At 74.5% G+C, this 26,859-nt stretch carries 25 protein-coding genes and 2 tRNA genes; 15 read left to right on the top strand and 12 right to left on the bottom strand.

The window, feature by feature from the left end; translation table 11 throughout:
- The first annotated feature begins 434 nt into the window (after positions 1-434).
- The 3 genes from ACN9MS_RS13840 to ACN9MS_RS13830 all read left to right on the top strand — a co-directional run bounded on the left by ACN9MS_RS13840 (position 435) and on the right by ACN9MS_RS13830 (position 6,949).
- A complete protein-coding gene (locus tag ACN9MS_RS13840; RefSeq protein ID WP_426309104.1) occupies positions 435-3,938 on the top strand; it encodes a GH92 family glycosyl hydrolase in 3,504 nt (1,167 codons plus the stop codon).
- Between the two features lie 176 nt (positions 3,939-4,114).
- Positions 4,115-6,250 carry a phosphatase PAP2 family protein gene (locus tag ACN9MS_RS13835; RefSeq protein ID WP_426309103.1) on the top strand — a complete coding sequence of 712 codons (2,136 nt, stop codon included), beginning with the start codon at positions 4,115-4,117 and terminating at the stop codon, positions 6,248-6,250.
- A 105-nt stretch (positions 6,251-6,355) separates the two neighbouring features.
- On the top strand, positions 6,356-6,949 hold the full coding sequence (locus ACN9MS_RS13830) for a YdeI/OmpD-associated family protein (protein WP_426309102.1): 594 nt from the start codon (positions 6,356-6,358) through the stop codon (positions 6,947-6,949).
- 9 nt (positions 6,950-6,958) lie between these two features.
- On the opposite strand, the gene ACN9MS_RS13825 is transcribed toward ACN9MS_RS13830, so the two are convergent.
- Positions 6,959-7,747, bottom strand: coding sequence for a helix-turn-helix domain-containing protein (locus ACN9MS_RS13825; RefSeq protein ID WP_426309101.1), 789 nt, complete (start codon positions 7,745-7,747; stop codon positions 6,959-6,961).
- Positions 7,748-7,891: 144 nt separating this feature from the next.
- Here ACN9MS_RS13825 and ACN9MS_RS13820 point away from each other — a divergent pair, with 144 nt between their 5' ends.
- Positions 7,892-8,287, top strand: a complete 396-nt coding sequence (locus ACN9MS_RS13820) for an isomerase (protein WP_426309100.1) — start codon at positions 7,892-7,894, stop codon at positions 8,285-8,287.
- A 77-nt stretch (positions 8,288-8,364) separates the two neighbouring features.
- Here ACN9MS_RS13820 and ACN9MS_RS13815 read toward each other — a convergent pair whose 3' ends face one another.
- Positions 8,365-9,174: an aminoglycoside 3'-phosphotransferase gene (locus tag ACN9MS_RS13815; RefSeq protein WP_426309099.1), complete on the bottom strand. Its 810-nt coding sequence runs from the start codon at positions 9,172-9,174 to the stop codon at positions 8,365-8,367.
- A 124-nt stretch (positions 9,175-9,298) separates the two neighbouring features.
- Here ACN9MS_RS13815 and ACN9MS_RS13810 point away from each other — a divergent pair, with 124 nt between their 5' ends.
- Positions 9,299-9,769, top strand: coding sequence for a peptidoglycan-binding domain-containing protein (locus ACN9MS_RS13810; protein WP_426309098.1), 471 nt, complete (start codon positions 9,299-9,301; stop codon positions 9,767-9,769).
- On the opposite strand, the gene ACN9MS_RS13805 is transcribed toward ACN9MS_RS13810, so the two are convergent.
- Positions 9,747-10,760, bottom strand: coding sequence for a 3-methyladenine DNA glycosylase (locus tag ACN9MS_RS13805; protein ID WP_426309097.1), 1,014 nt, complete (start codon positions 10,758-10,760; stop codon positions 9,747-9,749). The two genes, ACN9MS_RS13810 and ACN9MS_RS13805, sit on opposite strands and share 23 nt — an antisense overlap.
- A gap of 211 nt (positions 10,761-10,971) precedes the next feature.
- Between ACN9MS_RS13805 and ACN9MS_RS13800 the strand changes: the two genes are divergently transcribed.
- A complete protein-coding gene (locus ACN9MS_RS13800; protein ID WP_426309096.1) occupies positions 10,972-12,048 on the top strand; it encodes a hypothetical protein in 1,077 nt (358 codons plus the stop codon).
- 29 nt (positions 12,049-12,077) lie between these two features.
- A complete protein-coding gene (locus ACN9MS_RS13795; protein WP_426309095.1) occupies positions 12,078-13,010 on the top strand; it encodes a hypothetical protein in 933 nt (310 codons plus the stop codon).
- Between the two features lie 15 nt (positions 13,011-13,025).
- Here the strand turns inward: ACN9MS_RS13795 and ACN9MS_RS13790 are convergent, their stop codons facing one another.
- The 3 genes from ACN9MS_RS13790 to ACN9MS_RS13780 all read right to left on the bottom strand — a co-directional run bounded on the left by ACN9MS_RS13790 (position 13,026) and on the right by ACN9MS_RS13780 (position 15,699).
- Complete coding sequence (locus ACN9MS_RS13790) at positions 13,026-13,406, bottom strand: MmcQ/YjbR family DNA-binding protein (RefSeq protein WP_426309094.1); 381 nt, start codon at positions 13,404-13,406, stop codon at positions 13,026-13,028.
- A 61-nt stretch (positions 13,407-13,467) separates the two neighbouring features.
- Positions 13,468-14,472, bottom strand: coding sequence for an aldo/keto reductase (locus ACN9MS_RS13785; protein WP_426309093.1), 1,005 nt, complete (start codon positions 14,470-14,472; stop codon positions 13,468-13,470).
- Between the two features lie 9 nt (positions 14,473-14,481).
- Positions 14,482-15,699, bottom strand: a complete 1,218-nt coding sequence (locus ACN9MS_RS13780) for a heparan-alpha-glucosaminide N-acetyltransferase domain-containing protein (RefSeq protein ID WP_426309092.1) — start codon at positions 15,697-15,699, stop codon at positions 14,482-14,484.
- 140 nt (positions 15,700-15,839) lie between these two features.
- On the opposite strand from ACN9MS_RS13780, the gene ACN9MS_RS13775 reads away from it, so the two are divergent.
- The 5 genes from ACN9MS_RS13775 to ACN9MS_RS13755 all read left to right on the top strand — a co-directional run bounded on the left by ACN9MS_RS13775 (position 15,840) and on the right by ACN9MS_RS13755 (position 20,227).
- Positions 15,840-16,730, top strand: coding sequence for a methyltransferase domain-containing protein (locus ACN9MS_RS13775; protein ID WP_426309091.1), 891 nt, complete (start codon positions 15,840-15,842; stop codon positions 16,728-16,730).
- 67 nt (positions 16,731-16,797) lie between these two features.
- Positions 16,798-17,580, top strand: a complete 783-nt coding sequence (locus ACN9MS_RS13770) for a fumarylacetoacetate hydrolase family protein (protein ID WP_426309090.1) — start codon at positions 16,798-16,800, stop codon at positions 17,578-17,580.
- Between the two features lie 2 nt (positions 17,581-17,582).
- Complete coding sequence (locus tag ACN9MS_RS13765; protein WP_426309089.1) at positions 17,583-17,867, top strand: hypothetical protein; 285 nt, start codon at positions 17,583-17,585, stop codon at positions 17,865-17,867.
- Positions 17,868-17,933: 66 nt separating this feature from the next.
- Entirely contained in the window at positions 17,934-19,436 is a 1,503-nt protein-coding gene (gltX, locus tag ACN9MS_RS13760; protein WP_426309088.1) for a glutamate--tRNA ligase, read from the top strand.
- Positions 19,433-20,227 carry an HAD family hydrolase gene (locus tag ACN9MS_RS13755; protein WP_426309087.1) on the top strand — a complete coding sequence of 265 codons (795 nt, stop codon included), beginning with the start codon at positions 19,433-19,435 and terminating at the stop codon, positions 20,225-20,227. Before gltX ends, ACN9MS_RS13755 begins: the two co-directional genes overlap by 4 nt.
- 83 nt (positions 20,228-20,310) lie before the next feature.
- Here ACN9MS_RS13755 and ACN9MS_RS13750 read toward each other — a convergent pair whose 3' ends face one another.
- Positions 20,311-21,498, bottom strand: a complete 1,188-nt coding sequence (locus ACN9MS_RS13750; protein ID WP_426309086.1) for a YeiH family protein — start codon at positions 21,496-21,498, stop codon at positions 20,311-20,313.
- Positions 21,499-21,568: 70 nt separating this feature from the next.
- On the opposite strand from ACN9MS_RS13750, the gene ACN9MS_RS13745 reads away from it, so the two are divergent.
- Positions 21,569-22,495, top strand: a complete 927-nt coding sequence (locus ACN9MS_RS13745) for a LysR family transcriptional regulator (RefSeq protein ID WP_426309085.1) — start codon at positions 21,569-21,571, stop codon at positions 22,493-22,495.
- Positions 22,496-22,525: 30 nt separating this feature from the next.
- On the opposite strand, the gene ACN9MS_RS13740 is transcribed toward ACN9MS_RS13745, so the two are convergent.
- Together ACN9MS_RS13740 and ACN9MS_RS13735 are read right to left on the bottom strand one after the other, a co-directional pair.
- Entirely contained in the window at positions 22,526-23,164 is a 639-nt protein-coding gene (locus ACN9MS_RS13740; protein WP_426309084.1) for a hypothetical protein, read from the bottom strand.
- Positions 23,161-23,940: a class I SAM-dependent methyltransferase gene (locus ACN9MS_RS13735; protein ID WP_426309083.1), complete on the bottom strand. Its 780-nt coding sequence runs from the start codon at positions 23,938-23,940 to the stop codon at positions 23,161-23,163. The genes ACN9MS_RS13740 and ACN9MS_RS13735 overlap by 4 nt, the downstream gene beginning before the upstream one ends.
- A 201-nt stretch (positions 23,941-24,141) precedes the next feature.
- On the opposite strand from ACN9MS_RS13735, the gene ACN9MS_RS13730 reads away from it, so the two are divergent.
- Positions 24,142-24,213 (top strand) — tRNA-Gln (locus ACN9MS_RS13730).
- A gap of 99 nt (positions 24,214-24,312) precedes the next feature.
- Positions 24,313-24,385 (top strand) — tRNA-Glu (locus tag ACN9MS_RS13725).
- Between the two features lie 199 nt (positions 24,386-24,584).
- Here the strand turns inward: ACN9MS_RS13725 and ACN9MS_RS13720 are convergent.
- The 3 genes from ACN9MS_RS13720 to ACN9MS_RS13710 form a co-directional block, all read right to left on the bottom strand.
- The gene (locus ACN9MS_RS13720; RefSeq protein WP_426309082.1) at positions 24,585-25,568 is read right to left on the bottom strand and encodes a PH domain-containing protein; all 984 of its coding nucleotides are present in this window, start codon (positions 25,566-25,568) and stop codon (positions 24,585-24,587) included.
- A 2-nt stretch (positions 25,569-25,570) separates the two neighbouring features.
- On the bottom strand, positions 25,571-25,738 hold the full coding sequence (locus ACN9MS_RS13715; RefSeq protein ID WP_168731655.1) for a hypothetical protein: 168 nt from the start codon (positions 25,736-25,738) through the stop codon (positions 25,571-25,573).
- A gap of 291 nt (positions 25,739-26,029) precedes the next feature.
- Positions 26,030-26,749 carry an IclR family transcriptional regulator gene (locus tag ACN9MS_RS13710; protein WP_024840729.1) on the bottom strand — a complete coding sequence of 240 codons (720 nt, stop codon included), beginning with the start codon at positions 26,747-26,749 and terminating at the stop codon, positions 26,030-26,032.
- Between the last annotated feature and the right edge of the window lie 110 nt (positions 26,750-26,859).

Raw genomic sequence — 26,859 nt, 5'->3', positions numbered from 1 at the left:
TCGGCAGCCCGGTCGCGCCCGACCCGGGTCGGCGCGGACCGGGCGCTGCCGAACCCGGGGTTGTTCCCCGGTTCGCCGCCGAACCGGGGAACAACCCCGGGTTCGGGAGTCCGGGGAGATCGGGGCGAGGGGGTTGATAGCGCTGTCAACGTATGCGAGGGTATGCCGCGGGACCAGCGTCGAGGCCGGTCCCGGCCTTCGAGTCATCGACGACCACCGACCCCACGCCGCCGTGGGACCAAGGGGAGCACCACATGCGGGCAGACAGCGCTATCAACGCTGATCGCGATCCATTCCCGGCACGTACCGGACCGTCACGTTCTCGCCCGCCGCGTCCCGGCGGGCGTCGACGTCGCGCGGGTGCCGTCGTCGCCCTGGCCACCGCGGCGAGCCTCGCGCTCCCGCTGACCGCGTACGCAGCGCCCGGGCCTGCGGTGTCGCCCACGACCACCGCGGGGACGGAGGCAGCGACGGGGTCCGATGCCGCCGCTGCCGCCGTCGACGGCCCGCTGGTCGACTACGTCAACCCGTTCATCGGGACCAAGGACGACGGCAACACCTACCCGGGCGCCGCCGTCCCGTTCGGCATGGTGCAGCTCTCGCCGGACAACGGCCACAACGTCGGGTACGACTACGACCGCACGTCGGTCCGCGGCTTCTCGCTCGTGCACCTCTCTGGCGTCGGTTGCGGCCTCGGCGGCCCGTTGCCCACGCTCCCGACGACCGGCGCGATCACCTCGACCGACTACGGCCAGTACGCCCTCGGCTTCTCCCACGACGACGAGGAGGCCTCGCCCGGCTACTACCGCGTCGGTCTCCAGGCGGCCGCGGGCACGATCGAGGCCGAGCTCACCGCGACCGCGCGCACGGGCGTCCAGCGGTACACGTTCCCCGCGACGGCGCAGGCCAACGTCCTGCTCAACGCCGGCCAGGCGCTCAACCGCGTGACGGAGTCCGACGTGCGCGTCGTCGACGACCGCACGGTCGAGACCCGGATCACCGTGCGCGGGTTCTGCCAGGACACCGAACCGCAGACGATCTGGACCCGCACGACCTTCGACCGCCCCTTCGTCGCGCACGGCACGTGGGACGGCGCGACCGTCACCGCGGGCTCGGACGCCGCGTCCGGCGGCGAGGGGCGCCGTGGTGCGTACGTCACGTTCGACACCACGGGCGGCGACCTCGATGTCGAGGCCGTCACCGCGATGAGCTACGTGGGCGCGGACGGCGCGGCGGCGAACCTCGCGGCGGAGGCCGGCACGTTCGACGCCGTGCACGACGCCGCGCGCGCGGCCTGGGAGGCGCGGCTCGGCCTCGTGCAGGTCGCGCAGGGGGCCGAGGACGACCTGCGCACGTTCTACTCGTCGCTCTACCGCAGCTTCCTCGCGCCGAACGTCGGCTCCGACGTCGACGGGCGCTACCGCGGCTGGGACCAGGAGGTCCACGCCGCCGAACCGGACTTCACCTACTACCAGAACTACTCGCTCTGGGACACGTACCGCACGCAGCAGCAGCTCCTGTACCTGCTCGCGCCCGACGAGTCGGCCGACATGGCGCTCTCGCTCGTGCGCCAGGGCCAGCAGGGCGGCTGGCTGCCGCGCTGGGGGTACGGCACGGTCGAGACGAACATCATGACCGGCGACCCGGCGACGCCGTTCCTCGTCAGCGCGTGGCGTCAGGGCCTGCTCGCGGGCCACGAGGAGGAGGCGTACGCCGTCCTGCAGCAGAACGCCGACGGCGTCCCACCCGCGGACTCGCCGTTCAACGGGCGTGCGGCGAACGTCGAGTACCTGCGCGACGGGTTCGTCCCGCACGAGCCGGCGCGCTCGGGCAAGCCGGGCGACTACGACCTCCAGCACGGCGCCTCGGCGACCATGGAGTACGCCGTCGCCGACGCGATGCTCTCGACCATGGCGCGCGGCCTCGGCCACGACGAGGACGCCGACCGGTACGCGGCCCGCGGCCAGAGCTACCGCAACGTGTTCGACCCGCGCACGGACAACTTCCGGGCGCGCAACGCCGACGGGTTCTTCGTGGGCGACGCGGACCCTGCGCACTCGGACGGGTTCCACGAGGGCACCGCGGTGCAGTACCAGTGGCTCGTGCCGCAGGACGTGCCGGGCCTGTTCGACCTCATGGGCGGGACCGACGCCGCGATCGAGCGCCTCGACGCGTTCTTTGCGTACGACGAGCTCGTCGCCGACCCCGCGCGCGTCGCGAGCGAGGTCTGGGTCAACGGCACGTACGACTACTACGGCTGGGAGACCTACAACCCCAACAACGAGCCGAACCTCCACGCGCCGTACGTCTACCTGTGGACCGGGCAGCCCTGGAAGACGACGGACGTCGTGCGCGCCGCGTCGACGCTGTTCACCGACGGCCCCGACGGCGTCACGGGCAACGACGACCTCGGCACGATGTCCGCGTGGCACGTGCTGTCGTCGATCGGCGTGTACCCGATCGTGCCGGGCACCGACCTGTGGGGCCTGACGACCCCGCTCTTCGACGACGTGACGATCACGCTCGACCCCGAGGTCTTCGGTCGGGACTCCCTGCACCTCACGGCGGACGGTGTCGCGCCCGACGCGCACTACACGCAGTCCGTCTCGCTCGGCGGCGAGCCGCTCGACCGTGCCTGGGTCACGGGCGACGAGCTCACCGCGGCGGGCACGCTCGACGTCGCGGTCGGCTCCGAGCCGTCCGCGTGGGCGACCAACCCCGCGGCCTCACCGGGCGCCGTCGTGCCCGCGGACGGCACGGTCGAGCGCCTGTTCGTCGGGGCGACGCCGCGGCAGCCGGTCCTCGCGCCGGGCGGGCAGACCGACGTCGCCGTCCAGGTCGTCGCGCAGGGCGCGGGGACCTCGACGGGGACGCTCGAGGTCACGTCCGACGGCGCCGTGACGGCGACGACCGACCTCGCTGAGTGGACCGCCGAGTCCGACGGCCTGCCGGCCACGGTCGAGGGGACGGTCACCCTTGCCGCGGCGGCGGACGCCGAGCCGGGCGTGCACACCGTGCGGCTCGTCGTGCACGACGCCGCGGGGACCGAGGCGGTGCGTGAGATCTCGGTCGTCGTGTCCGGGGAGTCGTGGATCGCGGGCGCGTTCGACAACGTCGGCATCGGCGATGCCGGGGCGGCCAACGCGAACCTCGACGGGTCCGGTGCGTACCTCCTGCGCGACCTGCTCGCCGACCTCGGCGTGGTCCAGGGCCTCGAGCTGACCGTCCCGGGCACCGACCTGACCTACCTGCTCGGCGCCGCACCCGCTGGCGAGCCCGACAACGTCGCGGCGAACGGCCAGGTGCTCGAGGTGCCCGAGGCGCAGCGCGGCACGCGCACGCTCTCGGTCGTCGGGACGGCGACCCACGGCACGCAGCGCGGCGACCTCGTGCTCGGGTTCGCCGACGGGACGAGCCAGACGGCCCAGGTCGCCCTGAGCGACTGGTGCACGGGCTCGCCCGAGCCGAGCAACATCCTCGTCGCCAAGCCGGGCGCACGGGGCAACGGGACCGGGACAGACAGGTTCGGCTGCGGGCTCTACGCCACCGCGCCCGTCACCGTGCCCGAGGGCAAGGTGCTGACGAGCCTCACCCTGCCGCGCAACACGCGGTTCCACGTGTTCGCGGTCGCGACCGACGCGGCCGGGGTCGTCCCCGCGCCCCAGGTCGAGGTCACGACGCAGGCCCGCTGCCTCGGCGGCAAGGCCTTCGTCGCGGTGCGCGCGCTCAACACCGGCGAGCAGCCCGCCGCGATCGAGCTCGCGACCCCGTACGGCTCGAAGCTCTTCGCCGAGGTCGCGCCCGGGGCGAACGCCTACCAGTCGTTCGCCACGCGCGCTTCCGCCGTCGAGGCGGGCGAGGTCACGGTGACCGTGACGACGCCCGACGGCGAGCCCCAGCAGGTCACGGCCGCGTACGACGCCGTCGCCTGCTCCTGATCGACGGTGGTGCGGGGCCGTACGGTCCCGCACCACCGTCCTCCATGTGCGTTCTGCCCGCTGCTCCTGACCGACGACGTACCGGCGCGACGGCCGTAGGAGCACGACTGCCGTACCTGCACGAGCGGTCTCACCGACCACGCCCAGCACGACGACAACGACGAGAGGGACGACCCATGACCGGTACGACGACGTACCCGGCCCCGCGACCCCGCGACCGCCGGACCACCGCACCGCTCGCCCTGCTGGCGGCGCTCACGACGCTCGCGCTCCTGCTCGCCGCGGCGCTCCAGGCGCCCGCGGCGCGCGCCGCGGAGGCGTTCACACCGACCGAGGTGGTCGGCGCCGGCACGACCTGGCGCTACCTGGACGACAACACCGACCCGGCCGCGGGGAACGCGGACCGGACCGCGTGGGCGGACCCGGCGTTCGACGACGCGGCGTGGAAGACCGGCAAGCCGGGCTTCGGCGCGGTCAACGGGACCGCGAGCGGCATCGGCGGCGGCAACACCATCACGACGCTGCTGAGCTACTGGATCACCCAGACGCCCAGGGTCGTCGTGCCCGCGTACTTCTTCCGCACGACCGTGACCCTCGACGGGGCCACGCTCGACGAGATCACCGGCCTGCGCGGCACGCTCGTCTACGACGACTCCGCCACCGTGTACGTCAACGGCGAGCGCGTCGCGGGGTGGGGTGACGCGATGATCACCCGGAACCTCCAGTACCAGGACAAGGCCGGTGCGACCGCGCCCCTGCGCGAGACGCTCGTGATCCCCGCGGAGGCGCTCGTCCCCGGCGAGAACACGATCGCGGTCGAGATCCACCAGTGCAACGAGACGAGCTCGGACGTCTTCTTCTCCCTCGCGCTCTCCACCACCGACGACCCGTCGATGCCGTTCCCGCAGGACGTCCTCGACCGGACCTACGCGTCCGACGCGACGCCGTCGGCCCCGGCCGGGCAGGACTGGTTCACCTGGACGCTGCGCGGGTTCGCCGACCTGCGGGCGAACCACCCCGAGATCCTCTCGCCCAACGAGCCCGGCCAGCCCACGAGCGCCAACGACCTCGGCTCGCTCGCGCGCAACAACGCGTACGTCACCGGGGACGCGCAGGTCCAGCGTGCCCTGACCGACGGGCGAGGCTCGGCGTACGAGACCATGGCGGACGCGCTCGGCAGCGAGCTGGGGCCGATCTACCGCGACGCGCTCGCCGACGGCCGCCTCCCCAAGACGAAGGCCCTGCTGTCCGGGCGCGTCGAGAAGTCGGTCGGCAACCACGAGCCCGCGAAGGCGGCGTACGACTACAAGCGGCCGTTCGTCAGGTTCGGCTTCACGTCCGCGGGAGGCCACGTCAACGCGTTCGAGACCTCCGGCAGCTACGAGGGGCTCCGTAACAACGGCTCGTTCCCCAGCGGGCACACCAACCACGGCTACGCGCAGGGCACCGTGCTCGCCACCCTCCTGCCGGAGCTCGCGCCGCAGATCCTCGCGCGCGCGTCCGAGTACGGCGACAACCGCCTCGTGCTCGGCTTCCACTACCCGCTCGACGTCATGGGCGGGCGCATGGCCGGGCAGAACATCGCACAGCTCCGGTGGTCCGACCCCGCGTTCCGCGTGCTCCTCGAGCAGGCCCGGACCGAGCTCGTCACCGTGCTGGAGCGGGCGTGCGGCGACGAGATCGCCGCGTGCGCCCAGGACCAGGTGCCCTACCTCCCCACCGACCAGGCGCTCGCGGTCTACGACCAGCGCCTGACGTACGGGTTCCCGCGGGTCGGCGAGGCGGGCCGCGAGGTCCGGGTGCCCGCCGGCGCCGAGGACCTGCTGCGTACGGCGTTCCCCGACCTCACGGGCGACCAGCGCCGCCTCGTCCTCGCCGCGACCGCGCTCGACTCGGGCTACGCGCTCGACGTCGCGGGCGAGGCCGAGTGGCAGCGACTCGACCTCGCGGCCGCCATGGCGGCGGACGTCGTCGTGAACGCCGACGGCACGCTCACCGTGGACGGCGAGGTCGTCGGCGAGCCGACCGCACCGCTCGTCGACGTCGAGACCTCCGCGCGCTGCCTCGCCGGGGCGCCGTACGTCGCGGTCCGCGCCCGGAACGTGTCCGACGGCGCGCTCGCCGTCGCGCTCGTCACCGGCGCGGGGGAGAAGTCCTTCGCCGCGGTGGCCCCCGGCGCCAACGCGTACCAGTCCTTCGCCGTGCGCGGCGTGGAGACGGGGGCGGACGTGCCCGTGACCGTCACGGCGACCGGCCCGGGCGGCGCGACCCAGGAGGTCGCGCGAGACGTCGCCGTCCCGTCCTGCGGCTGACAGACCGACCCGGGAGGCGCCGAGGGAACGCCTCCCGGGTCATCTCCCTGGCGCCTCACCGACCCGTCGGGCACGCTGGTGCCCCGCAGCGACGACGGAGGCGCAGTGACCGAGGAGTACCAGGGCAGGCCGGCGATCCATGCGGAGACGCCGCAGGAGTGGCGGGCGTGGCTCGCCGAGCACCATGACGACCCCGAGCCCGGGGTGTGGCTCCTCACCTGGCGGCGCGAGAGCGGCCGCGCGACCTACGGGTACGAGCCCTGGATCGAGGAGGCGCTGTCCTACGGCTGGATCGACGGGCAGGCCGCGACGGTCGACGCCGACCGGCACGCGCTGTGGTTCACGCGCCGCCGGCGCGGCAGCCGCTGGACCCGGCTGAGCAAGGAGCGGGTCGCGCGCATCGAGGCGGACGGGCGCATGACCGACGCCGGCCGCGCCGTCGTGGACGCGGCGAAGGCCGACGGGTCGTGGACGCGGCACGACGACGCCGAGGCGCTCGTCGTGCCCGAGGACCTCGCCGCGGCGCTCGCCGAGAGGGCGGGCGCTCGCGAGCACTTCGACGCGTTCACGCCCGGGGTCCGGCGGTCGATCCTCGGCTGGATCGTCGAGGCGAAGCGGCCGGAGACCCGCGCGCGCCGGATCGCGGAGACCGCCGAGCAGGCCGAGCAGGGCGTCGCGGCGCACCAGCCGCGCCGCTAGCCCGAACGCTCAGCGCACGACGCCCAGGGCGGCGGCCGTGGCGTCGTCGGCGGGGAAGAACGACTCGATCGCGACCTCGTCGAGCGTGACGTCCCGTGGGGAGCCGAACACCGTCATCGTGTAGAGGAACGCGAGCTCGCCCTGCGGGGTCGCGAGGCGCAGGGGCACGACGGCGTCGCTCGCCGGGGAGCGGTCGTCGCGCCGGTGCTCCTCGCGCGGCAGGTAGCCCTCCACCTCGGCGAGCAGGTCGACGAGCGCCGGGTCGCCCGTGCGGTCGAGCTGGCGCCGCACACGCCGTCGGACGTGACCGCCCCACTCCGCGAGGTTCGCGATCCGCGGCGCGAGGCCGTCGGGGTGCAGTGTCAGGCGCAGCACGTTCACGGGGGGCTCGCGCAGCCCGCCCGGCACGCCGTCGAGGAATGTGCCCGCGGCGGCGTTGGCGGCGAGCAGGTTCCAGCGCCCGTCGACGGCCATCGCGGGGAACGGCTCGTGCCCGGCGAGCACGAGGTCGACGGCCCGGCGGGCGGCCGCGAGCGTCGCGGTCGACAACGGCGTCTCGCGGTGCCGCGGCGCGTAGCCCGCCGCGAGGAAGACGTCGTTGCGCGCGCGCAGCGGGACGTCGAGCTCGTCGCACAGCCGGTCGATCATGTCCCGGCTGGGTTGCGCCCGGCCGGTCTCCACGAAGCTGATGTGGCGTGGCGAGACGTCGGCGCCCAGCGCGAGGTCGAGCTGCGAGCGCCGACGCCGCACGCGCCACTCGCGCAGCATCGATCCGACGGGTGCGTCCACGGGAGGCATGGACCCACCCTGCCGCTCCCCGGGGGTCTGGCCAACTACCTCCGAGGTCATCGACACCGTGTCGCGGTCCGGCCGACGGTGGTGGTCCGGCCACCCGCCGGACCGCCACGGCGCCGCGGACCAGGCGCCGGCAGAGGAGGGGACATGACCGAGACGACGACGCGGACCGCGACGGCGGTCGAGCGCTACCTGGAGTTCTGGAACACGGCGGACACGGCCGAGCGCGACCGGCTCGCGTGCGACACGTTCTCCCGCGACGTCGAGTACGTCGCACCCGTGACGCGCGCCGTGGGGTGCGACGCCGTCCTCGCGTTCGCGACCGAGCTGCTCACGCACGTCGCGCGGCACCGGTTCGAGGCGCGGACGGAGCCGGACCTGCTCGACGACCGGCTGCGGCTGCGCTGGCGCGCACTCGCACCCGACGGGTCGGAGTTCGCGACGGGCACCGACGTCCTGCACGTCCGGCCGGACGGGCTCGTGTCGTCGGTGACGACCTTCCTCGACCGCGCGCCCGACGGCTTCGACGCGCACCACCACTGACCGCTGAGTGCATGAGATAGTCGCTGTCGCATCGCTACGACGGCGACTATTTCATGCACTCGGCGGGGTCGGGGCCGTCAGGAGAGGTCCCAGAGCAGCCGGTAGTAGGCGATGCGCTCGCGGTCCGGGTCGACGCCGTAGCCCGCGTAGACGTGGCCGTCGTACCCGGGGCCGTAGTTCCACTCGGTGCTCCACGCCGCGACGGCGAGGTCGGCCCAGCGGTCCGCGACCCCGAGCGAGCCGAGGTCGACGTGCGCGGCGAACGCACCGTCGTCGTGCAGGAGCGTGTTGGGGACGCACGCGTCGCCGTGGCACACCACGAGCCGGTCGACGGCGGGCGGGTCGTCGAGCCGGGACGTCGCCTCGGCGACGGGCAGGCTGCGGTGCTCGGGGAACCACTCGTGCGGGCCGGAGCCCCGGGCGAGGCGCGCGTGCGCGTTCGTGACGCGGTCCTCGACGGCCCAGGTGAACGGGCACGACGCGACAGGCAGCGCGTCGTGCAGCGCACGCAGCCCTCGCCCGATCGCGACGGCGGCGGTCACGGGGTCGGCGACCCAGCGCGGCTCGACCGCCGACCGTCCCGGGACGGCGCGCGTGACGAGCCACGTGCCGTCGTCGTCGGAGCCCTGCGCGAGGACGCGCGGGACGGGGGCACGGGCACCGACCCACGCGAGACGCTCGGCCTCGCCCGGCAGGTCGATCTCGGGCGTCCCGGCGGGCACCCACTTGGCGAACCGGGTCCCGTCGGCGCCGTCGAGACGGAACGTCAGCCCTCCGAGCTCGTTGCGCCACACGGGCGTGACGACGTCGTCACCGGCGAGCGCGCGGACGGCGGCGGGCACGACGACCGGACCGGACGGGACGGCGGCGAGCGGGGGGCGGGTCATGCGCGCGATCCTCGCACGTCGGACCCAGGCATCAGGGAGCGCGCGTCGGCCCTCCCTCCGGTCGGGGGCGCGGGATCCGACGGCGGGAGAGCCCGCCGGTCCCGCGACGACGGAGGGAACGACGATGACGACCGTCCTGACGACACTGCCGACCTGGCCGCGCGTGCGACGCGGCGCCAACGGGCACCCGGTCCAGACGCTCCAGCACCTGCTGCGCCACCGCGGGCACGAGCTCGCCGTCGACGGGCTGCTCGGACCGCGCACGGAGGGCGCCGTCCGCGCATTCCAGGACGCGGCCGGACTCGACCTCGACGGCGTCGCGGGGCCGGCGACGTGGGCCGCGCTCGTCGTGGTGGTGCGCCGGGGGAGCGTCGGCGAGGCCGTGCGCGCGGTGCAGCGCGAGGCCGTCGCGCGCGACCTGTCCGGCGGACCGGACCCGGTGCTCGCCATCGACGGGCAGCTCGGCCCGCGCACCGAGGCCTGGGTGCGCGGCTTCCAGGACGCGCTCCACGCGGGCTTCCCGGAGGTCGTCGTCGACGGCGTCGTCGGGCCCGTGACCTGGCGCTGCCTCGTCAGCGGGATGCTCTCGCACTGACCTCGCGCGCGTCCGGCTCGCTGCCGACGAGCGCGTCGCACACGGCGAGCAGCCGCGCGCGCAGCGCCGCGCCGCGCTCCGCGAAGGCGCGCTGGTGGCGCACGTACTCGGCCTTGCCCTCGGGCGTCTCGATCGCGACGGAGTCGAGCCCGTACGACGACACGTCGTAGGGCGACGCCCGCATGTCGACGACGCGGACGTCGCGCGCGAGCTCGAAGCAGTCGAGAACGAGGTCGCCCGGCACGGCGGGGGTGAGCTTGAGGGCCCACTTGTAGAGGTCCATGGTCGCGTGCAGGCAGCCGGCCTGCTCCAGGGCGGGCTGGCTCTCGCGCGTCGGTCGCAGGCGGTTGAGCGGGCCGGCCTCGGGGGTGAAGAAGCGGAACGCGTCGAAGTGCGAGCACTGCACCGGGTGGGACTCGACGACGCGGTCGGTGCCGTCGTGCCCGAGGCGCAGCGGCAGCGGGTGCCGGTGATCGCGGCCGGTGGCCCGGTCGCGGTAGACCATCGCCCACTCGTGCAGCCCGAAGCACCCGAACCGGCCGGGCCGCGACGCCGTGGCGGCGAGCAGGGCGTGCAGGTAGCGCACCGTGTCGCCGCGGTCGGCGAGGAACGCGTCGGCGTCGAGCGTCAGTCCCGCGGGGGTCTCGCGGTACCACCTCCACGCGCCGCGCACCGTGTACGGGTCGGCGGGCTCGTCGTCGGGCCGAGGTGCGGTCTCGGGGGCGGGCACGTGGCCCGTCGGCGGGGCGAGCACGACGCCCGGGCCCGGGTGCCAGCGGCGGAGCTGCGCCGGGCGCGTGGGGTAGTAGGTGAAGAGGAAGTCCTCGATCGCGTGCTTCTCGCCGCGCGGCTTGCGCTCGCGCCACCCGGCGGTGAACGCGTCCGCCCGCTCCGCGTGGGCGTGCTCGCGCGCCGTCCATGCCTGGGCCGCGAGCACGACCGGTCCGACGACGTCGGTCGTCGGGGCGGTCGCGGTGTCGGTCGGGGGCACGGTTCCAGGGTACGAGAGCGCCGGGGCGGCGCCGACGAGCCGGCCGACGAGACGGTTTCACCCGGGCGGGCGTTTTCCCGATGTGGGCGCGAGCGGGAAGAATGCTCGTGAACGTGCTGTGAAGGCCCGGCACGCCCGACCGGACGACCTCCCGTCGACCGGCCACCCGACCCGTTGGACCGATCTCGCGGCGCCGCCGCGGAGGAGCACCATGTCGCAGCCGCCCACGGCACCGCAGGACCCGTACCAGTTCGACCCCTACCGGCCGCACGGCGCCGAGCCCGGGCACCAGGCGCCGTCGCACGACGCCTGGGCGCCGCAGGGCGAGGCGCCGACGCAGCCGTACGGCTCGGCGGACGGCGCGTACGCAGCCCCGGGCTACGGTGCGGCACCGGAGCAGGCTCCCTACGGCGCGGGCCAGGCACCCTACGGCGCCGGCCAGGCGCCCGCGTACGGCGCGGACCAGCAGCAGGCGTACGGCCAGCAGCCCGGGTACGGCCAGCCCTACGGCGACCCCGCGCAGCAGCCCTACCCGCAGCCGTACCCGGACCCCGCGCAGCAGGCGTACGGCCAGCCCTACGGCGACCCGGCGCAGCAGCCGTACGGCAGCAGCCCGTACGGCAACGGCTACTCGGCGTACACCGCGCCCGCCCCGGCGACGAGCACGGTCGCGATCGTCGGCTTCGTCCTGGCGATCCTGGGCTTCCTCGGGAGCTGGATCCCGTTCGTCAACATCTTCGCGGCCCTGCTCGGCATCACCGGGGTCGTGCTCGGGTTCGTCGGGCTGTCGCAGGTGAAGCAGGGGCGGTCGGGCAAGGGCTTCTCGATCACGGCGATCGTGCTCGGCGTGCTGTCCGTGCTGGCGACGATCCTCATGTGGGTGGTCTTCGTCGTCGCGGCGAACGAGGCGTCGACGCAGTACGAGCAGACGCTGTCCGAGATCCAGGAGGACTCCGACCGCGCGTTCGGTGAGGCCACCGAGGACGTCCTCGCCAACGACCTCGGCGTCGAGTTCGGCACCTTCGACGGCACGGCCGACGAGCTCGGCTGGGTCGAGTCCTCGCTCCCGGTCACGTTCACCAACACGTCCGACGAGCCCCTCACGTTCGACATCGACGTGGACGCGGTCGCCGCTGACGGCACCGTGATCGAGAGCGACTGGGCGTACTCCGAGACGCTGGAGCCGGGTGCCTCCGAGACCGTGGAGATCTTCGACTTCATCGACGCCGAGAACCTCGAGGCCATGAAGACGGCCACGTTCGAGGTGACGCAGGCGAGCGCGTACTGACGACGGCGACGCGGGACGGAGCACCGAACGTGGAGGACCCCACGACCTCGCCCGGGGCGAGGACGTCCGAGCCTGCCTGGGGCACGGCGCCCGGGGCCGAGCCGGCTGCCGCCGAGCGCGGCGGCTCGCCGGACCCCGAGACTCCGGCGACGCCACCCGCACCCGGCGAGGGCGACCCCGTCCCGGCCGCTACGACGGCGCGGCCCCGTGGGCGGTGGTCGTGGGCGACGGCCGGGCTCGTGGCCGCGACGCTCGGCGTCCTCCTCGTCGTCGCCGTGCTCGTCACCGAGACCGTGACGGCGCGGCGCGGCTGGGCGCACGTCGGGGGCCTCTACGCGGTCGCGGGCGCCGTCGTGGTCGCGGTGGGTGCGGTCGTGTGGCGGCGCGGCACGCGTGGCGTGGCCGGCGCGACGCGCGCGCTCGTCGCGCTCCTCACCGGCACCGTGGTGCTCACCGCCTGGGTGACGGTCGACGTCATGACGGGCGGCGGGACCGGGTACGGTCTCGGCAGCTCCCTGCGCGGGTACCCGCTGGGTGGCGGCTACGACGAGGGTCCCGAGATCGGCGCCGCCTCGGACCGGGTCTGGTACGGGGAGTCCGTGCGCTACACGGACGGCCTCGTCGTCTCGGTCTCGGCGCCCCAGCCCTACACGCCGACCGAGGACGCGTCCGTGCGCGAGGACGACCACCCGCACGCGGTCCGCCTCCGCGTGCGGGTCACGAACGGTACCGGTCAGGAGGTCGACCCGGGCGGGCTCGACCTGCAGCCCGTGTCGGGCGGGCTCGTCGCCCGCCGGGTCTTCGACTATGCGCCCGACGTGCTGCTCGACGACCCGGACACCATCGCCCGGGGGACGAGCGCCGAGTGGGACCTCGTGTACAACGTGTACGACCCCGAGGACGTCGCCGTCGGGCTCGAACCGACCTGGGCGAACTACGCGGTGGCCGTGTTCTCCTGGTGACCGCTCGCGGAGCGGTCACTGCGTGCGGTCGAGGTACTCCTGCGCGAGCCGCTTCGGGGCGCGCGCGAGCCACGCGTCCTGGAGCAGCTCCTCGAGCTCCGGCACGGCGATGCGGTCGAGACGGGCGAGCACGATCGGGTACCCGTCGAAGTGGCTCGTCGTGAGGAAGACCGCGGGGTCGTCGCCGAGCAGCGCCGCCTTCTCGCCCTCGTCGGCGACGCGGAACGCGACGGGAGGCTCGGCGGGCGCGGCGTCGCCGAGCTCGTCGAGGTCCTTCGCCCGCAGCGGTCGCTCCCAGACGAACAGCTTGCCGTGCACGGTCCACTGACGCGGACCCTTGAGGTCCGTGTCCGGCAGCACCGACACGATCCGCTCGACGTCCTCCCACGAGGCCATGCCCCCACGGTAGGCCGTCCGTCGACGACGGACCACACGACCAGCACCCGGCCGCGGGCCGTCAGAAGGGCGCGACCTTCCCGAGCGGCGGGAAGATCTCGTCCAGCTCGGTGAGGTCCTCGCCCGTGGGGGTCCAGGCGCCCGCCGCCGCGTTCTGCCGGACCTGCTCGGACTTCGTCGCCCCGGCGATGACGCTCGAGACCTGCGGTCGCGACAGCAGCCACCCGAACGCGACCTGGACCTCGGTGATCCCGCGCACCTGGCAGAACGCGCCGAGGCGTGCGAGCGCCTCCCAGGGCGCCGACTCCAGGAGGTGCGGCTTGCTCGTGACGAGGCGGCCGTCGTCGGGCCGCGCGCCGTGCGCGTACTTGCCCGTGAGCAGGCCGTTCGCGAGCGGGAAGTAGGGGAGCACCCCGAGCCCGTACGCGGCCGCGGCGGGCAGCACCTCGAGCTCGGCCGCGCGGTCGACGAGGTTGTAGTGGTTCTGCGCTGACACGAACCGCACGGTCCCGGCGGCGCGGGCGGTGAACTCGGCCTCGGCGACCTGCCACCCGGCCCGGTTGGAGTGCCCGACGTAGAGCACCTTGCCCGCGCGCACGAGGTCGTCGAGCGCGGCGAGCGTCTCCTCGATCGGTGTCCGCGGGTCGGGGGTATGGAACTGGTAGAGGTCGATGCGGTCCGTACCGAGGCGGCGCAGCGAGTCCTCGACGGCGCGCACGACGTAGCGCCGCGACCCGCGCGCGTCGAAGTCGTCGCCCGCGGCGCCGCGCATCGACATGCCGAACTTCGTCGCGACCACGACGTCGTCGCGGCGGGACCCGAGCGCCTGGCCGAGCAGCTCCTCGCTCAGCCCGGGGCGGCCCCCGTACGTGTCGGCCGTGTCGAAGAACGTCACCCCCGCGTCGAGCGCGGCGTCGACGACGGCGCGCGTCCCGTCGAGCGTCTCGGTCACCGTGTGCGGGCGGCCGAAGTTGTTGCAGCCCAGCCCGACAGCGGACACGGCGAGTCCGGACCGGCCGAGGCGGCGCAGGGCGGGGCGGGGTGCGGTCGCGTCATTCGCAGTCATGCGGCGACCCTACGACGCGCCGCGGGCGGCCGTGACCGCCGACGCACGCGCCGCGACCGCGGCGAAGAGCCGTTCGAGCGGCCCTCGCCCCAGCGCCCAGCGCCACAGCGTCGCGACCGCGAGCGTGGCGAGGACGAGCGCGAGGAGCGGGCCGTTCGTCGTCTGCTCGTAGGCCGCGTCGCCCCACGCCCACAGCACGACGATCTGCGCCGAGTACACCGTGAGGGCCATCGCGCCGACCGCGGCGACGGGCGCCAGCACCCAGCGCCCGACCCCGCCCGCGAACAGGCACAGGCCCAGCACCGCGACGGCGAACCCGCCCGACCCCACGACCTCCGGCAGGGTGTCGGTGTGCGGGCCGGCGAGCCACAGGTACGCGCTCGTCGGCCACGGGTCGGACCAGTCCAGCGGCTCGGGCCGGAAGCTGCTCGACCACGCCGCCGCCGCGTCCTCGACGGCCTGTGCCCCGCCGAGCGGTCCGGTCATCGTCGCCGAGAGGCCGTACCCGATGCCCAGCGCGAGCAGCCCGCCGCCCACGAGCCCGACGCACGTGGCGGTCGAGGACAGGTCGGAGCGACCGATCGCGATCCCGACCAGCACGTACGCCATCCACACGACCGCGGGGTAGTGCCCGGACACGAGGAAGTCCGTCAGCGCCCCCGACCCGTCGTCGGGCAGGTGCAGCCCGGCACGCGCGAGCACCTCGGGGAGCCAGTACGCGAGCACCGGCCCGACCACGGCGACCGCGCCCGCGAGCACGAGCAGGTCGCGGCGGCGCCAGCGCAGGAACGGCAGGGCGAGCACGAAGTACGCGGCGTAGAAGCCGAGGATGAGCAGCACGCGCGTCCCGAGCAGGTCCAGCAGGCCCACGAGCCCGAGGAGCATGACGGCGCGCACGAGGATGCGGGTGCGGCTCTGGAGCGCGGGGAGCCCGTCGAGGGGCGTCCGCGCTCCCGAGACGATCGCGAGCGACACCCCCGCCACGAGCGCGAAGAGGATCGACGACCGCCCGTGGGACAGCGAGAGCCAGCCGGAGACCTCGCCGAAGTCCTCGGAGGTGTACCCGACGTGGGCCGTGAACATCCCGAGGACCGCGATCCCGCGTGCGACGTCGAGGCCGGTGACGCGCCCCGGCCCGCCGAGCAGGAGGGCGACGTGCCGCCGCGCGAAGCCGGGGGAGCGCGCGGGGTCTCCCGAGGAGGGGGTCGTGCCGGTCGCGGCCGTCATGGGGGGATTGTCCGCGCGCGGGCGCGCTCCCACCCGGCCGCCACGCCGGAGCGGACGACGGTGCGATCCCCGCGCGGACCGCGCGCCCAGAGTGTGAGAACGGGGTCGAGAACGATGCACGTCCGGCCTACGGTGCGGGTATGACGCACACCCCCCACGGCGCCGACGCGGCCGCCGAGCACCACGCCGACGCCCCCACCGGGGCCGGCAGCGACCCCGCGCAGGAGTCCGAGTCGTACACGCACGGGCACCACGAGTCCGTGCTGCGCTCGCACCGGTGGCGCACCGCCGAGAACTCGGCCGGGTTCCTCCTGCCGCACCTGCGCGCGGGCATGAGCGTCCTCGACGTGGGCTGCGGCCCGGCGACGGTCACCGTCGACCTCGCCGACCGCGTCGCCGGGGGACGCGTCGTCGGGGTCGACGCGTCCGAGGCCGTCCTCGAGAGCGCGCGCGAGCTCGCCGCCCAGCGCGGCACCGCGAACATCACGTTCCAGCACGCGAACGCGTACGAGCTGCCGTTCGCGGACGGCACGTTCGACGTCGTCTACGCGCACCAGCTCCTCCAGCACCTGTCCGACCCGGTCGGCGCGCTGCGCGAGATGAAGCGGGTCGCCAAGCCCGGCGGGCTCGTCGCCGTGCGCGACGCCGACTACGCCGCCATGACCTGGTACCCCGAGTCCCCGGGCCTGACGGAGTGGAACACGCTCTACCACGAGGTCACGCACGCGTACGGGTTCGAGGCCGACGCCGGTCGTCGCCTGTTCTCGTGGGTCCAGGACGCCGGGTTCGACCTCGAAGGGATCGTGCCCACCGCGAGCACGTGGTGCTACGCGACCCCCGCCGACCGCACGTGGTGGGGCGGGCTGTGGGCCGAGCGCTGCGTCGCCTCGAACTTCGCGGTGCAGGCGAAGGAGTCGGCGCTCGCGGACGACGTCGCGCTCGAGCAGCTCGCGCAGGACTGGCTGCGCTGGGCCGAGGAGCCCGCAGGCTGGTTCGCGGTCCTCAACGGCGAGGTCCTCGCCCGGGCGTGACGGCGCGGGTGCTGCTGCCGCAGGGCCCTGCGCGGTCGCGCGGGCGCGGGCCGGATAGCCTGGGCCCGTGCGCATCGCGAGATTCACCACCGGAGACGACCCCCGCTACGCCCTCGTCCAGCAGGAGGGGGACCGCACGTACCTCGCGGTCCTCACGGGCGACCCGCTGTACATGCCCGTCACGCCGACGGGCGAGCGCATCGAGCTGGGCGACGGCGTCCGGCTCCTCGCGCCGGTGATCCCGCGCTCCAAGATCGTCGCCGTGGGCCGCAACTACGCGGACCACGCGAAGGAGATGGGCAACGACGTCCCGACGAGCCCGCTGCTGTTCCTCAAGCCGAACACCTCGGTCGTCGGCCCGGACGACCCGATCGTCCTGCCCGACTTCTCGCAGGAGGTCTCCTACGAAGCCGAGCTGGCGATCGTCATCGGGCGCCTCGCCAAGGACGTCTCGCCCGACGCGGCGCCGGGGTACGTGCTCGGGTACACGGTCGCGAACGACGTCACGGCGCGCGACGCCCAGCGCACCGACGGCCAGTGGGCGCGCGCGAAGGGCTTCGACTCGTCGTGCCCGCTCGGCCCGTGGATCGACACCGACCTGAACCCCGAGGACGTCGGCGTCCGCAGCCGCGTCAACGGCGAGGTGAAGCAGGACGGCCGCACGAGCGACATGATCTTCGACATCCCCTTCCTGGTGTCGTACATCTCCGAGGCGATGACCCTCCTGCCGGGCGACGTCATCCTCACCGGCACGCCCGCGGGCGTGGGCCGGATCGACGTGGGCGACCGTGTCGAGTGCGAGGTCGAGGGGATCGGCGTCCTGAGCAACCCGGTCGTCCGGCGGGCCTGAGCGTGCGACCCGCCCCCGGTCGGACCGTCGCGCGAGGAGCCGGCTGGGGCGCGGTCGTGCCGTGCGCGGTCGTCGTCGTGCTCGTGGTCCTCGCCGTGGTCGCCGGAGGCGTCCCCACCGGGGAGGCCTTGTCGTACGGGATCGTCCTCGCGATCGTCAGCGTCCCGGTCTGCGCGCTCGTCGGCGCCGCGATCGGCGGCCTCGTCGTCCTCGTGCGCTCACGACGGCGTAGCGGACCTCGCCCGGCGACGACCGGTGCGCCGTCGGCGGGTGTCGCCCGGGACTGAGACGACGGCGTAGGCGACGCCGGACGCCCGGGCGTCGGGCGGCGTCGGGCAACTACGCTGGGCACCGTGATCCCCGCACCTGGCTCCTCGCCCGTCCGCGTCCGCTTCTGCCCGTCCCCGACCGGGACGCCGCACGTCGGGCTCATCCGCACCGCGCTGTTCAACTGGGCGTACGCGCGGCACACCGGCGGCACGTTCGTCTTCCGCATCGAGGACACCGACGCCGCGCGCGACAGCGAGGAGAGCTACCAGCAGCTCCTCGACGCGCTGCGCTGGCTCGGGCTCGACTGGGACGAGGGCGTCGAGGTGGGCGGCCCGCACGAGCCGTACCGGCAGTCGCAGCGCGCGGACATCTACCAGGACGTCATCGCGCGGCTCGTCGAGGGCGGGTACGTGTACGAGTCGTTCTCGACCCCCGAGGAGTCCGACGCGCGCAACGCCGCCGCGGGCGTCAAGACCAAGGGGTACGACAACTTCGACCGCACCCTCACGGACGAGCAGAAGGCCGCGTTCCGCGCCGAGGGTCGCGAGCCGGTGCTGCGCCTGCGCATGCCCGACGAGGACATCACGTTCACCGACCTCGTCCGCGGCGAGATCACGTTCAAGGTCGGCTCGGTCCCGGACTACGCGCTCGTGCGCGGCAACGGCCAGCCGCTCTACACGCTCGTCAACCCGGTCGACGACGCGCTCATGGGTATCACGCACGTGCTGCGCGGCGAGGACCTGCTGTCCTCCACGCCGCGCCAGATCGCGCTGTACCGGGCGCTGCTGGAGATCGGCGTGGCCGAGGTGATGCCGGAGTTCGGCCACCTGCCGTACGTGATGGGCGAGGGCAACAAGAAGCTCTCCAAGCGCGACCCCGAGTCCAACCTGTTCCTGCACCGTGAGCGCGGCTTCACACCCGAGGGGCTGCTCAACTACCTCGCGCTGCTCGGCTGGTCCATCTCGCCGGACCACGACATCTTCACCGTCACCGAGCTGGTCGAGGCGTTCGACGTCCACGACGTCCTGCCCAACCCGGCGCGCTTCGACCTCAAGAAGGCGGAGGCGATCAACGCGACGCACGTGCGCCTGCTCGCGCCGGAGGACTTCCGCGACCGCCTCGTCCCGTACCTGCACGCGGGCGGCCTCGTCCCCGCGGACTCGTTCGCCGACCTGTCCCCGCGCAACCAGGAGATCCTCACGGCGGCGGCGCCGCTCGTCCAGGAGCGCATGGTGCTGCTCGGGGAGTCGGTCGGGATGCTCGGCTTCCTCTTCACGGCCGACGACGCCCTCACGGTCGAGGACGACGCGCGGGGGGCGCTGCGCGACGACGCGAAGGACATCCTCGCCGCCGCGATCGCCGCGCTCGACGTGCTGCAGGACGGCGAGTTCGTCACCGCCGCGATCGAGGAGCGCCTGCGCGACGCGATCGTCGAGGGGATGGGCGTCAAGCCGCGCTTCGCGTTCACGCCGCTGCGCGTCGCGCTCACGGGCCGTCGCGTCTCGCCGCCGCTGTTCGAGTCCATGGAGCTGCTCGGCAAGGGCTCGACCCTGGAGCGCCTCGTGCGCCTGCGGGACGCGCTGTGACGGACCTCGGCGTCTCGGCGACCCCCGCGCCGCTCGAGGGAGTCCTGTTCGACGTCGACGACACGATCGTCGACACGCGCGCCGCGTTCGCGGAGGCGATCGCCGCCGCGTCGCGCGTGTGGCTGCCGCACCTGCCCGAGGACCGGTACGACGAGGTCCTCGCGCTGTGGCGCTCGGACCCGAACGGCCACTACCGCGCGTACACGCGCGGCGAGGTCGACTTCGACGCGCAGCGCATGGCGCGGGCCAACGAGCTCCAGGCGACGTTCGGCGGCGAGCTGCTCGACGACGCCGCGTACGTGGACTGGAAGGACCTCTTCTGGGGCACGTTCGAGGCGTCGTGGACGGGGTTCGAGGACGCGCGTCCGGTCGTCGACGCGCTCGTCGCGGCGGGGGTCCGCGTCGGGTCCTTGACGAACGCACGCGTCGAGCTCCAGACCCGCAAGCTCGCCGCAGCGGGCCTGCCCGACGTCCCTCTGCTCGTCGGGGTGGACACGCTCGGCTTCGGCAAGCCCGACCCGCGCGTGTTCGCCGAGGCGTGCGCACGGCTCGGCACCGACCCGGCCCGTACGGCGTACGTCGGCGACGAGCTCGACGTCGACGCGCGTGCCGCGCGCGCGGCCGGCCTCGTCGGCGTCTGGCTCGACCGCCCCGGCACGCGCCGCGGCGGCCCGCACCCCGAGGACCCGACGTCGGCCCGCGCGTCGGGCGTGCACGTGGTCCACGGCCTCACCGAGCTGCCCGCGACGCTGGGCATCTCCGCCCCGGCCGAGGCCCCCGCGCCGAGGTAGAGCCCTGGTCCGCCGAGGTCGAGGTGTGGTCATGACCAGGCCTCTACCTCGGCTTACGGGGCCTCTATCTCGGCGGAGACGGGTCAGGTGAGGAGCACGACCCCGACGAGCGCCGTCGTCGTGACGAGGAGCGCCGACAGCCCGCCGAGGACGAGCGCGCGCCGCCCCGTGCGCAGCAGGTAGGGCACGTCCACGCCCAGCCCGAGCGCGAACATCGCTGACACGAACGCGACCGTCGTCGCGGTCGCGAGCGCGGCGAGCAACGGGGCCGGCACGACGCCCAGGCTGCGCAGCGCCACCGCCGCCACGAACCCGACGACGAACCACGGCACCGGCGCGACCCGCGGCGTGGCGGTGTCCGCCGTCGGGTTCGTGGCCGTGCCGGCGGCGCCGGGGTGGTCCGGACGGGCCGAGCCGACCCGGGCGAGAGCGGCGCAACGCGCGCCGCGGGCGACGACGACCCCCGCCACGGCGACGAGCGGGGCGAGGAGGGCGACGCGCGCGAGCTTGGCGACCGTGGCGGTCGCGAGGGCAGGGTCGGAGATCGTCCCGGCGGCCGTGACGACCTGCGCGACCTCCTGCACGCTCGCGCCGATCCACAGCCCGGCCTGCTCGTCGGTGAGCCCGACCAGCGCGGCGAGCCACGGCAGCGCGACGATCGCGAGCGTGCCGTAGACGGTGACGAGCGCGAGGGACGCGGCGACGCCGTCGTCGTCCTCGCGGACCTGCCCGGGGGTGCGCCCGGGGCCGGCGACGACGCCCTGCATGGCCGAGATCGCCGCGGCCCCGCACACCGAGAACCCGGTCGCGACGAGCAGCGTCGTGACGCGCGGTACCCGGAGCACGCGACCGAGCGCGAGCGTGCCGGTGAAGGTGACGAGGAGGGTCGTCGTGACGACGACGAGCCCGCGCCAGCCCAGCGCGAGGACCTCGGGCACCGAGAGCTGGAACCCGAGCAGCACGACGCCCGCGCGCAGGACGACGCGAGACGTCCACGCGACCCCGGGTCGGGTCGCCGCGACCGCCGCGGTCCCGCGCCGGGTCCTGCCCGCGCGGCCCAGGACCGGCGCGACGAGCGCACCGAGCACGAGCGCGACGACGAGCGGCGACACCGTCGGGACGAGCCGGGCCCCGAGCAGCACGACGACCGTCGCCGCGGCGACCACCCCGAGCCCGGGCAGCAGCGCACGGGAGCCCGCGGCGCGGCGGGACGTGCGCGCCGTCGCGACGGGTCGTGGGGTGGTGGTCGTGCGGGGTGCGGGAGGGGCCATGCTCACGAGCCTGCTGCGCGCGGCGACGCCACGGAAGACCGATCTGCCTCGCAACCCATAGAGTGGACCTATGGCCCAGACCTCCCGCGACCGGACCTCGCTCTCCGCGCTCGAGCTGCTCGTCGCGACCGACTCGCACGGCTCGATCAGCGCCGCGGCGCGGGCGCTCGGGGTCGCGCAGCCGACGGCGTCGGCGGGCCTGCGGACCCTGGAGCGCCGCCTCGGGCTCGAGCTCCTCGAGCGCACGACGCGCGGCTCCCGCCTCACGGAGACGGGCCGCGCCACCGCGGCGTGGGCGCGCGAGGTGATCGAGGCCTCGGACCGCTTCGAGACGTCGGTCGCCGCGCTCCGGGACGCCCCCGCCGCCCGGGTGCGCGTCGCGGCGAGCCTCACGGTCGCCGAGTACCTCGCGCCGCGCTGGCTCGCGCGCCTCGCGCTCGAGGGGTCCGGCCCCGGGGGGGGAGCGCCGGACGTCGAGCTCGTCGTCCGCAACTCGCGCGAGGTGACCGACCTCGTCCTCGATGCCGCAGTGGAGCTGGGGTTCGTCGAGAGCGCGACGCTGCGTCGTGGGCTGCGCAGCCGCACCGTCGCGCACGACCGGCTCGTCGTGGTCGTCGGGCCGGCGCACCGATGGGCACGGAGGAGCGCGCTGCGGGTCGACGAGCTGCTCGCGGGCGGGCTGGTCGTGCGCGAGCGCGGCTCGGGGACGCGCGAGACGCTCGAACGCGGCCTTGCGGCGGTCGGCGAGCGGCTGCCCGACCACCTGCCCTACCTCGGCTCCACTGCGGCCCTCAAGACCGCCGTGCAGCACGGCGGTGCCGTCGCGGTCCTGTCGAGCCTCGCCGTCGCCGACGACGTCGCACGCGGCTCCCTGGTCCGGGTCGCGGTCCCGGGGCTCGAGCTCGACCGGCGACTCCGCATGGTGTGGAAGGACGGCACCGCGCTCTCCTCGGCCGCACGCCGTATCGCGGCCGCGGCGGCCGCCTCGTCGGGCTGACCGGGCTCCGCCCCGGGGCGCCGCGGCGCCTCAGCGCACCGACGCGTCCCAGCGCCAGCGCGTGCGCTGCCGTCGCCCGGGCAGCTCGCCGCGCCCGGTCGCCCAGAGGAGCAGGAGGTCCCTGTCGTCGTCCGGTCCGGGCTCGACGTCCGGGAAGAGCCGTGCGAGGACCCGCGGTGCGAGGCCCCCGGGGAACGGCACGTGCTCGCCCGCGAGCCCGAGCAGGACGTCGTGGCCGTGCACGAGGACCTCGACGACCCCCATCGCCGCGAAGCCGGCGGCGTCGGAGGTCCCGTAGGGGTGGTAGGCGCGTGCGGCCACGGGCCGGGTCTCGGCGAGGGTCGCGAGCAGCTCGCCGCCGCCGAGCAGCGCCTCGCACAGGCCCGCCGTCCCCGCCGCGCGGTCGACGTGCGCGATCTCGTCCTCCCCGCGCGGCCCGACGAGCGGGACGTACGCCAGGCGTGGGAGCGCGGCGAGCTGGAGGGCGTAGGCGAGCAGGTCGTCCACGACGTGCTCCGCCGTCGTCCAGCACGACCACCGGACCGGGCCGGCCTGTGCGTCGAACGCGGTGACCGGGTGCTGCACCAGGTGGTCCGCGAGCCAGCGCGTCGCCGTCCGGACGTCGTCGCCGGTGACGGCGCCGGGGGAGCGGTCGGTGCGGGCGCTCACGCGTCGTCCGACGCCGTCGTGAGCACGTCGGCCCGCCAGCACTCGGCGAGGTACGGCAGATCGGCGTCCGTGCGCCCCGCGAGCGCCGGGTGCGTCGCGACGAGGTCGTCGATCTCGCCGAGCAGCTCCTCCCGGCGTGCGTCGGGAAGCGTCAGGAGGTAGCTGCGCGACGCGGCGAGCGGGCGGAGCGACGACGTCGGGACGCGGTCGGCCCAGGGCACCGTGCGGTGCTCGGGCGGGGTGAAGAGCTGCTCGGCGAGCACGGGCTCGCGATAGCTGTGCTCGAGGGTGTCGCCCCGGTGGATGACCTCCGTGAACCGGCCGACCCAGTCGACCGCGTTGTCCCGCACGTTCCACACGATGCCGAGCCGCCCGCCGGGGCGCAGCACGCGCGCGATCTCCGGCTGGGCGGCGGGGGAGAACCAGTGCCACGCCTGGGCGACGAGCACGGCGTCGACGCTCGCGTCGGGGAGCGGGATCGCCTCGGCCGAGCCGGGCAGGGCCCGCGCACCCGGGACGGACTCCGCGAGGCGCGCGCGCATCGCGTCCGAAGGCTCGACGGCGACGACGTCCAGCCCGCGGGCGACGAGCCGCTCGGTGAGCTTCCCGGTGCCCGCCGCGAGGTCGAGGACGCGGCGGGCGCCGTCGGGCAGGAGCCAGTCGACCGCCGCGTCCGGGTACGAGGGGCGCGTGGACGCGTACTGGGCGGCGCCCTGCTCGAACGACGCCGCGCGGTCGGCGCGCGAGCCGGGGTCGGGGGAGTCTCCTGAGCTCATGCCTCGACGGTGCCAGACGGCGGCGGGGCGCGTCGACCCGGAGACGCACCTCCGCGTGCCCGACCCGGTGGTTCGGGTCGCATTTGGTCCGCGTCGTCATGTCCGGTAATGTTCTCGGCCGGTGGGACCTCCACGGGAGGGAGCCAGGGGACGAGTCTCGACTCGTCGCAACGGCTCTCTGACAGTGGCTGGTTACCCCCTTGGGGTATGGTGTAATTGGCAGCACGAGTGATTCTGGTTCACTTAGTCTAGGTTCGAGTCCTGGTACCCCAGCGAAGAGCTCCGGCTCAGATCGAGCGGTCAAGACCGCGCGAAACATGAGGTAGAGTTCTCGACGGAGAAACGGACCGGAAACGGTACGGAGATCCACAGGCCCCCATCGTCTAGCGGCCTAGGACGTCGCCCTCTCACGGCGGTAACACGGGTTCAAATCCCGTTGGGGGTACAGAGAAAGGCCCGGTCACCATCATGGTGACCGGGCCTTTGTCATGAGCGCAGACTCTTCAGCGACGCGTGACGGGGATACGGCGTGGTGCTGGTGCGCGCCGGTGTGACGAAGGTCGCGGCCCGCAGCCGTGGAGGTCGAACGCCGTGCTGGCACGACGGAACCGTCAGCCCGCGTCCGTGGGCGCGCCGAGATGCCGTCAGGGCGCGCCGTCGCGACCCGGCCCGGGCTCGTAGGGCTTCGGGATCGGCGTCGGCGTGGGGCGCGGGTGGATGACGGGAACGTAGGTCGCCCGGTGCTCCCCGGACACCGCCCAGCCGGGCTCGTCGTCGTGAGGCTCCGCAGGATGCTCGCTGCCGAGCCTCCCGTCCCGCCGTCCCGCGGCGCCCTGCGCCGCCTCCGACGGCCCGGCGACCGGGATGGGCTGCGTCGGCCCGCTCGACTCGCCGGCCGCGCGCCCCGGGACCACGACGACGCGCTGGTCGGTGGGTGGCGGTGCGGGGACGGGCGGCAGGGTCTCGGCCGGGCTGCGCCCGTCCCACGCGGGCGCGGGCTCGACGGGCGCCGGTTCGGCCGGCTGGGGAGGGCGCGGGCCCGGCGGTGGGATCGTCGCGGGGGCGGCGCCCTGGGGGCCGTCCTGGACCTGGCCGGAGCCGCTCGACGGTGCCTGGCCGGGGCGGCTGCCCGGCGTGAAGAGCGTGTCGCACAGGAGCCGGTAGGTCTCGTCGGGGTGCGAGACCCAGTCGATCTGGCGCAGCGCCTGGTCCTGTCCGGCGGACTCCAGGAGGAACTGCCCGTAGCCGAACACGCGCCCGACGGGCGAGCGCCCGTAGTTCATGTCGGTGACCTTGGTGAGCGGCATCATCGCGACCTTGTGCGTGATGAGGCCGTAGAGCAGGAGCAGGCGCTTGTCGGTGGCGACGAACCACTCGTTGCGCCACTCGAAGACCTTCCACACCAGTCGCCCGGCGAGGATCAGCCACAGCCACCACAGGAACAGCACGCCGTCCCCGACGGCGGGACCGGCCTGCACGACGAGCCAGGCGACGACGACCGCTCCCGCGACGGTGGTGGCCACGGGCTCGAGCAGCATCCCCCAGTGGTGGCGCGTGGCCACCACGACCCGCTCGCCGCTCAGCACGTAGCGGTCGAGGATCTTGCTGCGGGGACGGCCGCTGGCCACGGTCAGTCCAGGAGCGAGTTGAAGAACTGCCCGATGGAGCTGAAGGCGCCGACGATGACGTCCCAGATGCCCTCGACGATGTCGGCGGCGCGGTCGGGGCTCCTGATGACGGCGTAGACGGCGAAGATCACGAGCACCCAGATCAGGGTCATCTTCACCTTCGGATGCATCGGGACTCCTCGTGTCTCGGGTTCGGACGGTCTGGCTCGCCCCCTGCCGCCACCGAGCCGTCCGGCGCCGGGGCACGCACAGCATGGCAGCAGCCGGTGACATTTTGACAGGGCACGTCCCGTTTGCGGCCCGCGGCACGCCGACCGACGCCGACCCGGCGCGACGTCGTACCCCGGGGGCCGGCCGTGCCCACCGACCGCGGCGCGCGCCGAACCCGACGTGCCGAACCCGGGGTTGTCGCCGGGCTCGGCGGCCGAGCCCGGCCATGTCCCCGGGTTCGGCGCGTCCCGCTACTCGCCGGCGCGGCGCAGCACCTCGGTGAGGCGGTTCGCCGCGGCGACGACCGAGCCGGAGTGCAGGCGGCCGGGCTGGCGGCTCAGGCGCTCGACCGGGCCGGAGATGGAGACGGCGGCGACGACACGGCCGGACGGCCCGCGGACGGGCGCAGACACCGAGGCGACGCCGAGCTCGCGCTCGGAGACGGACTGGGCCCAGCCGCGGCGTCGGACGCCCGACAGGATCGTGGCCGTGAAGACCGCCTCGCGCAGCCCGCGGTGGAGGCGGTCGGGCTCCTCCCACGCGAGCAGGATCTGCGCCGCGGAGCCCGCGTTCATCGTGAGCGTCGCGCCGACGGGGATCGAGTCGCGCAGGCCCACCGGACGCTCGGCGGCCGCGACGCAGATGCGGTGGTCGCCCTGGCGGCGGTAGAGCTGGGCGCTCTCGCCCGTGTGGTCGCGCAGCGCGGTGAGCACGGGGTTCGCCGCGGCGAGCAGGCGGTCCTCGCCGGCAGCCGTGGCGAGCTCGTTGAGCCGTGGGCCGAGGACGAAACGGCCCTGCATGTCGCGGGCGACCATGCGGTGGTGCTCGAGCGCGACCGCGAGGCGGTGCGCCGTCGGGCGGGCCAGGCCGGTGGCCGTGACGAGCTGGGCGAGGGTGGCCGGTCCGGACTCCAGGGCGCCCAGGACGGAGGCCGCCTTGTCCAGCACTCCGACTCCGCTAGTATTGTCCATAGGTCGATATTGACGTCTCACGCAATGAGATGCAAGTCCGGCACGGATGTTCCACCCGCTGGACGTTCTCCCCGGCAGGCCGCCGGACGGCGGACGATCGACCCAGGCGG

Origin of the sequence: Cellulosimicrobium sp. E-16 (assembly GCF_049913115.1) — a bacterium.
GTDB lineage: Bacteria > Actinomycetota > Actinomycetes > Actinomycetales > Cellulomonadaceae > Cellulosimicrobium.
This window is presented reverse-complemented; position numbering and strand designations above follow the sequence as displayed.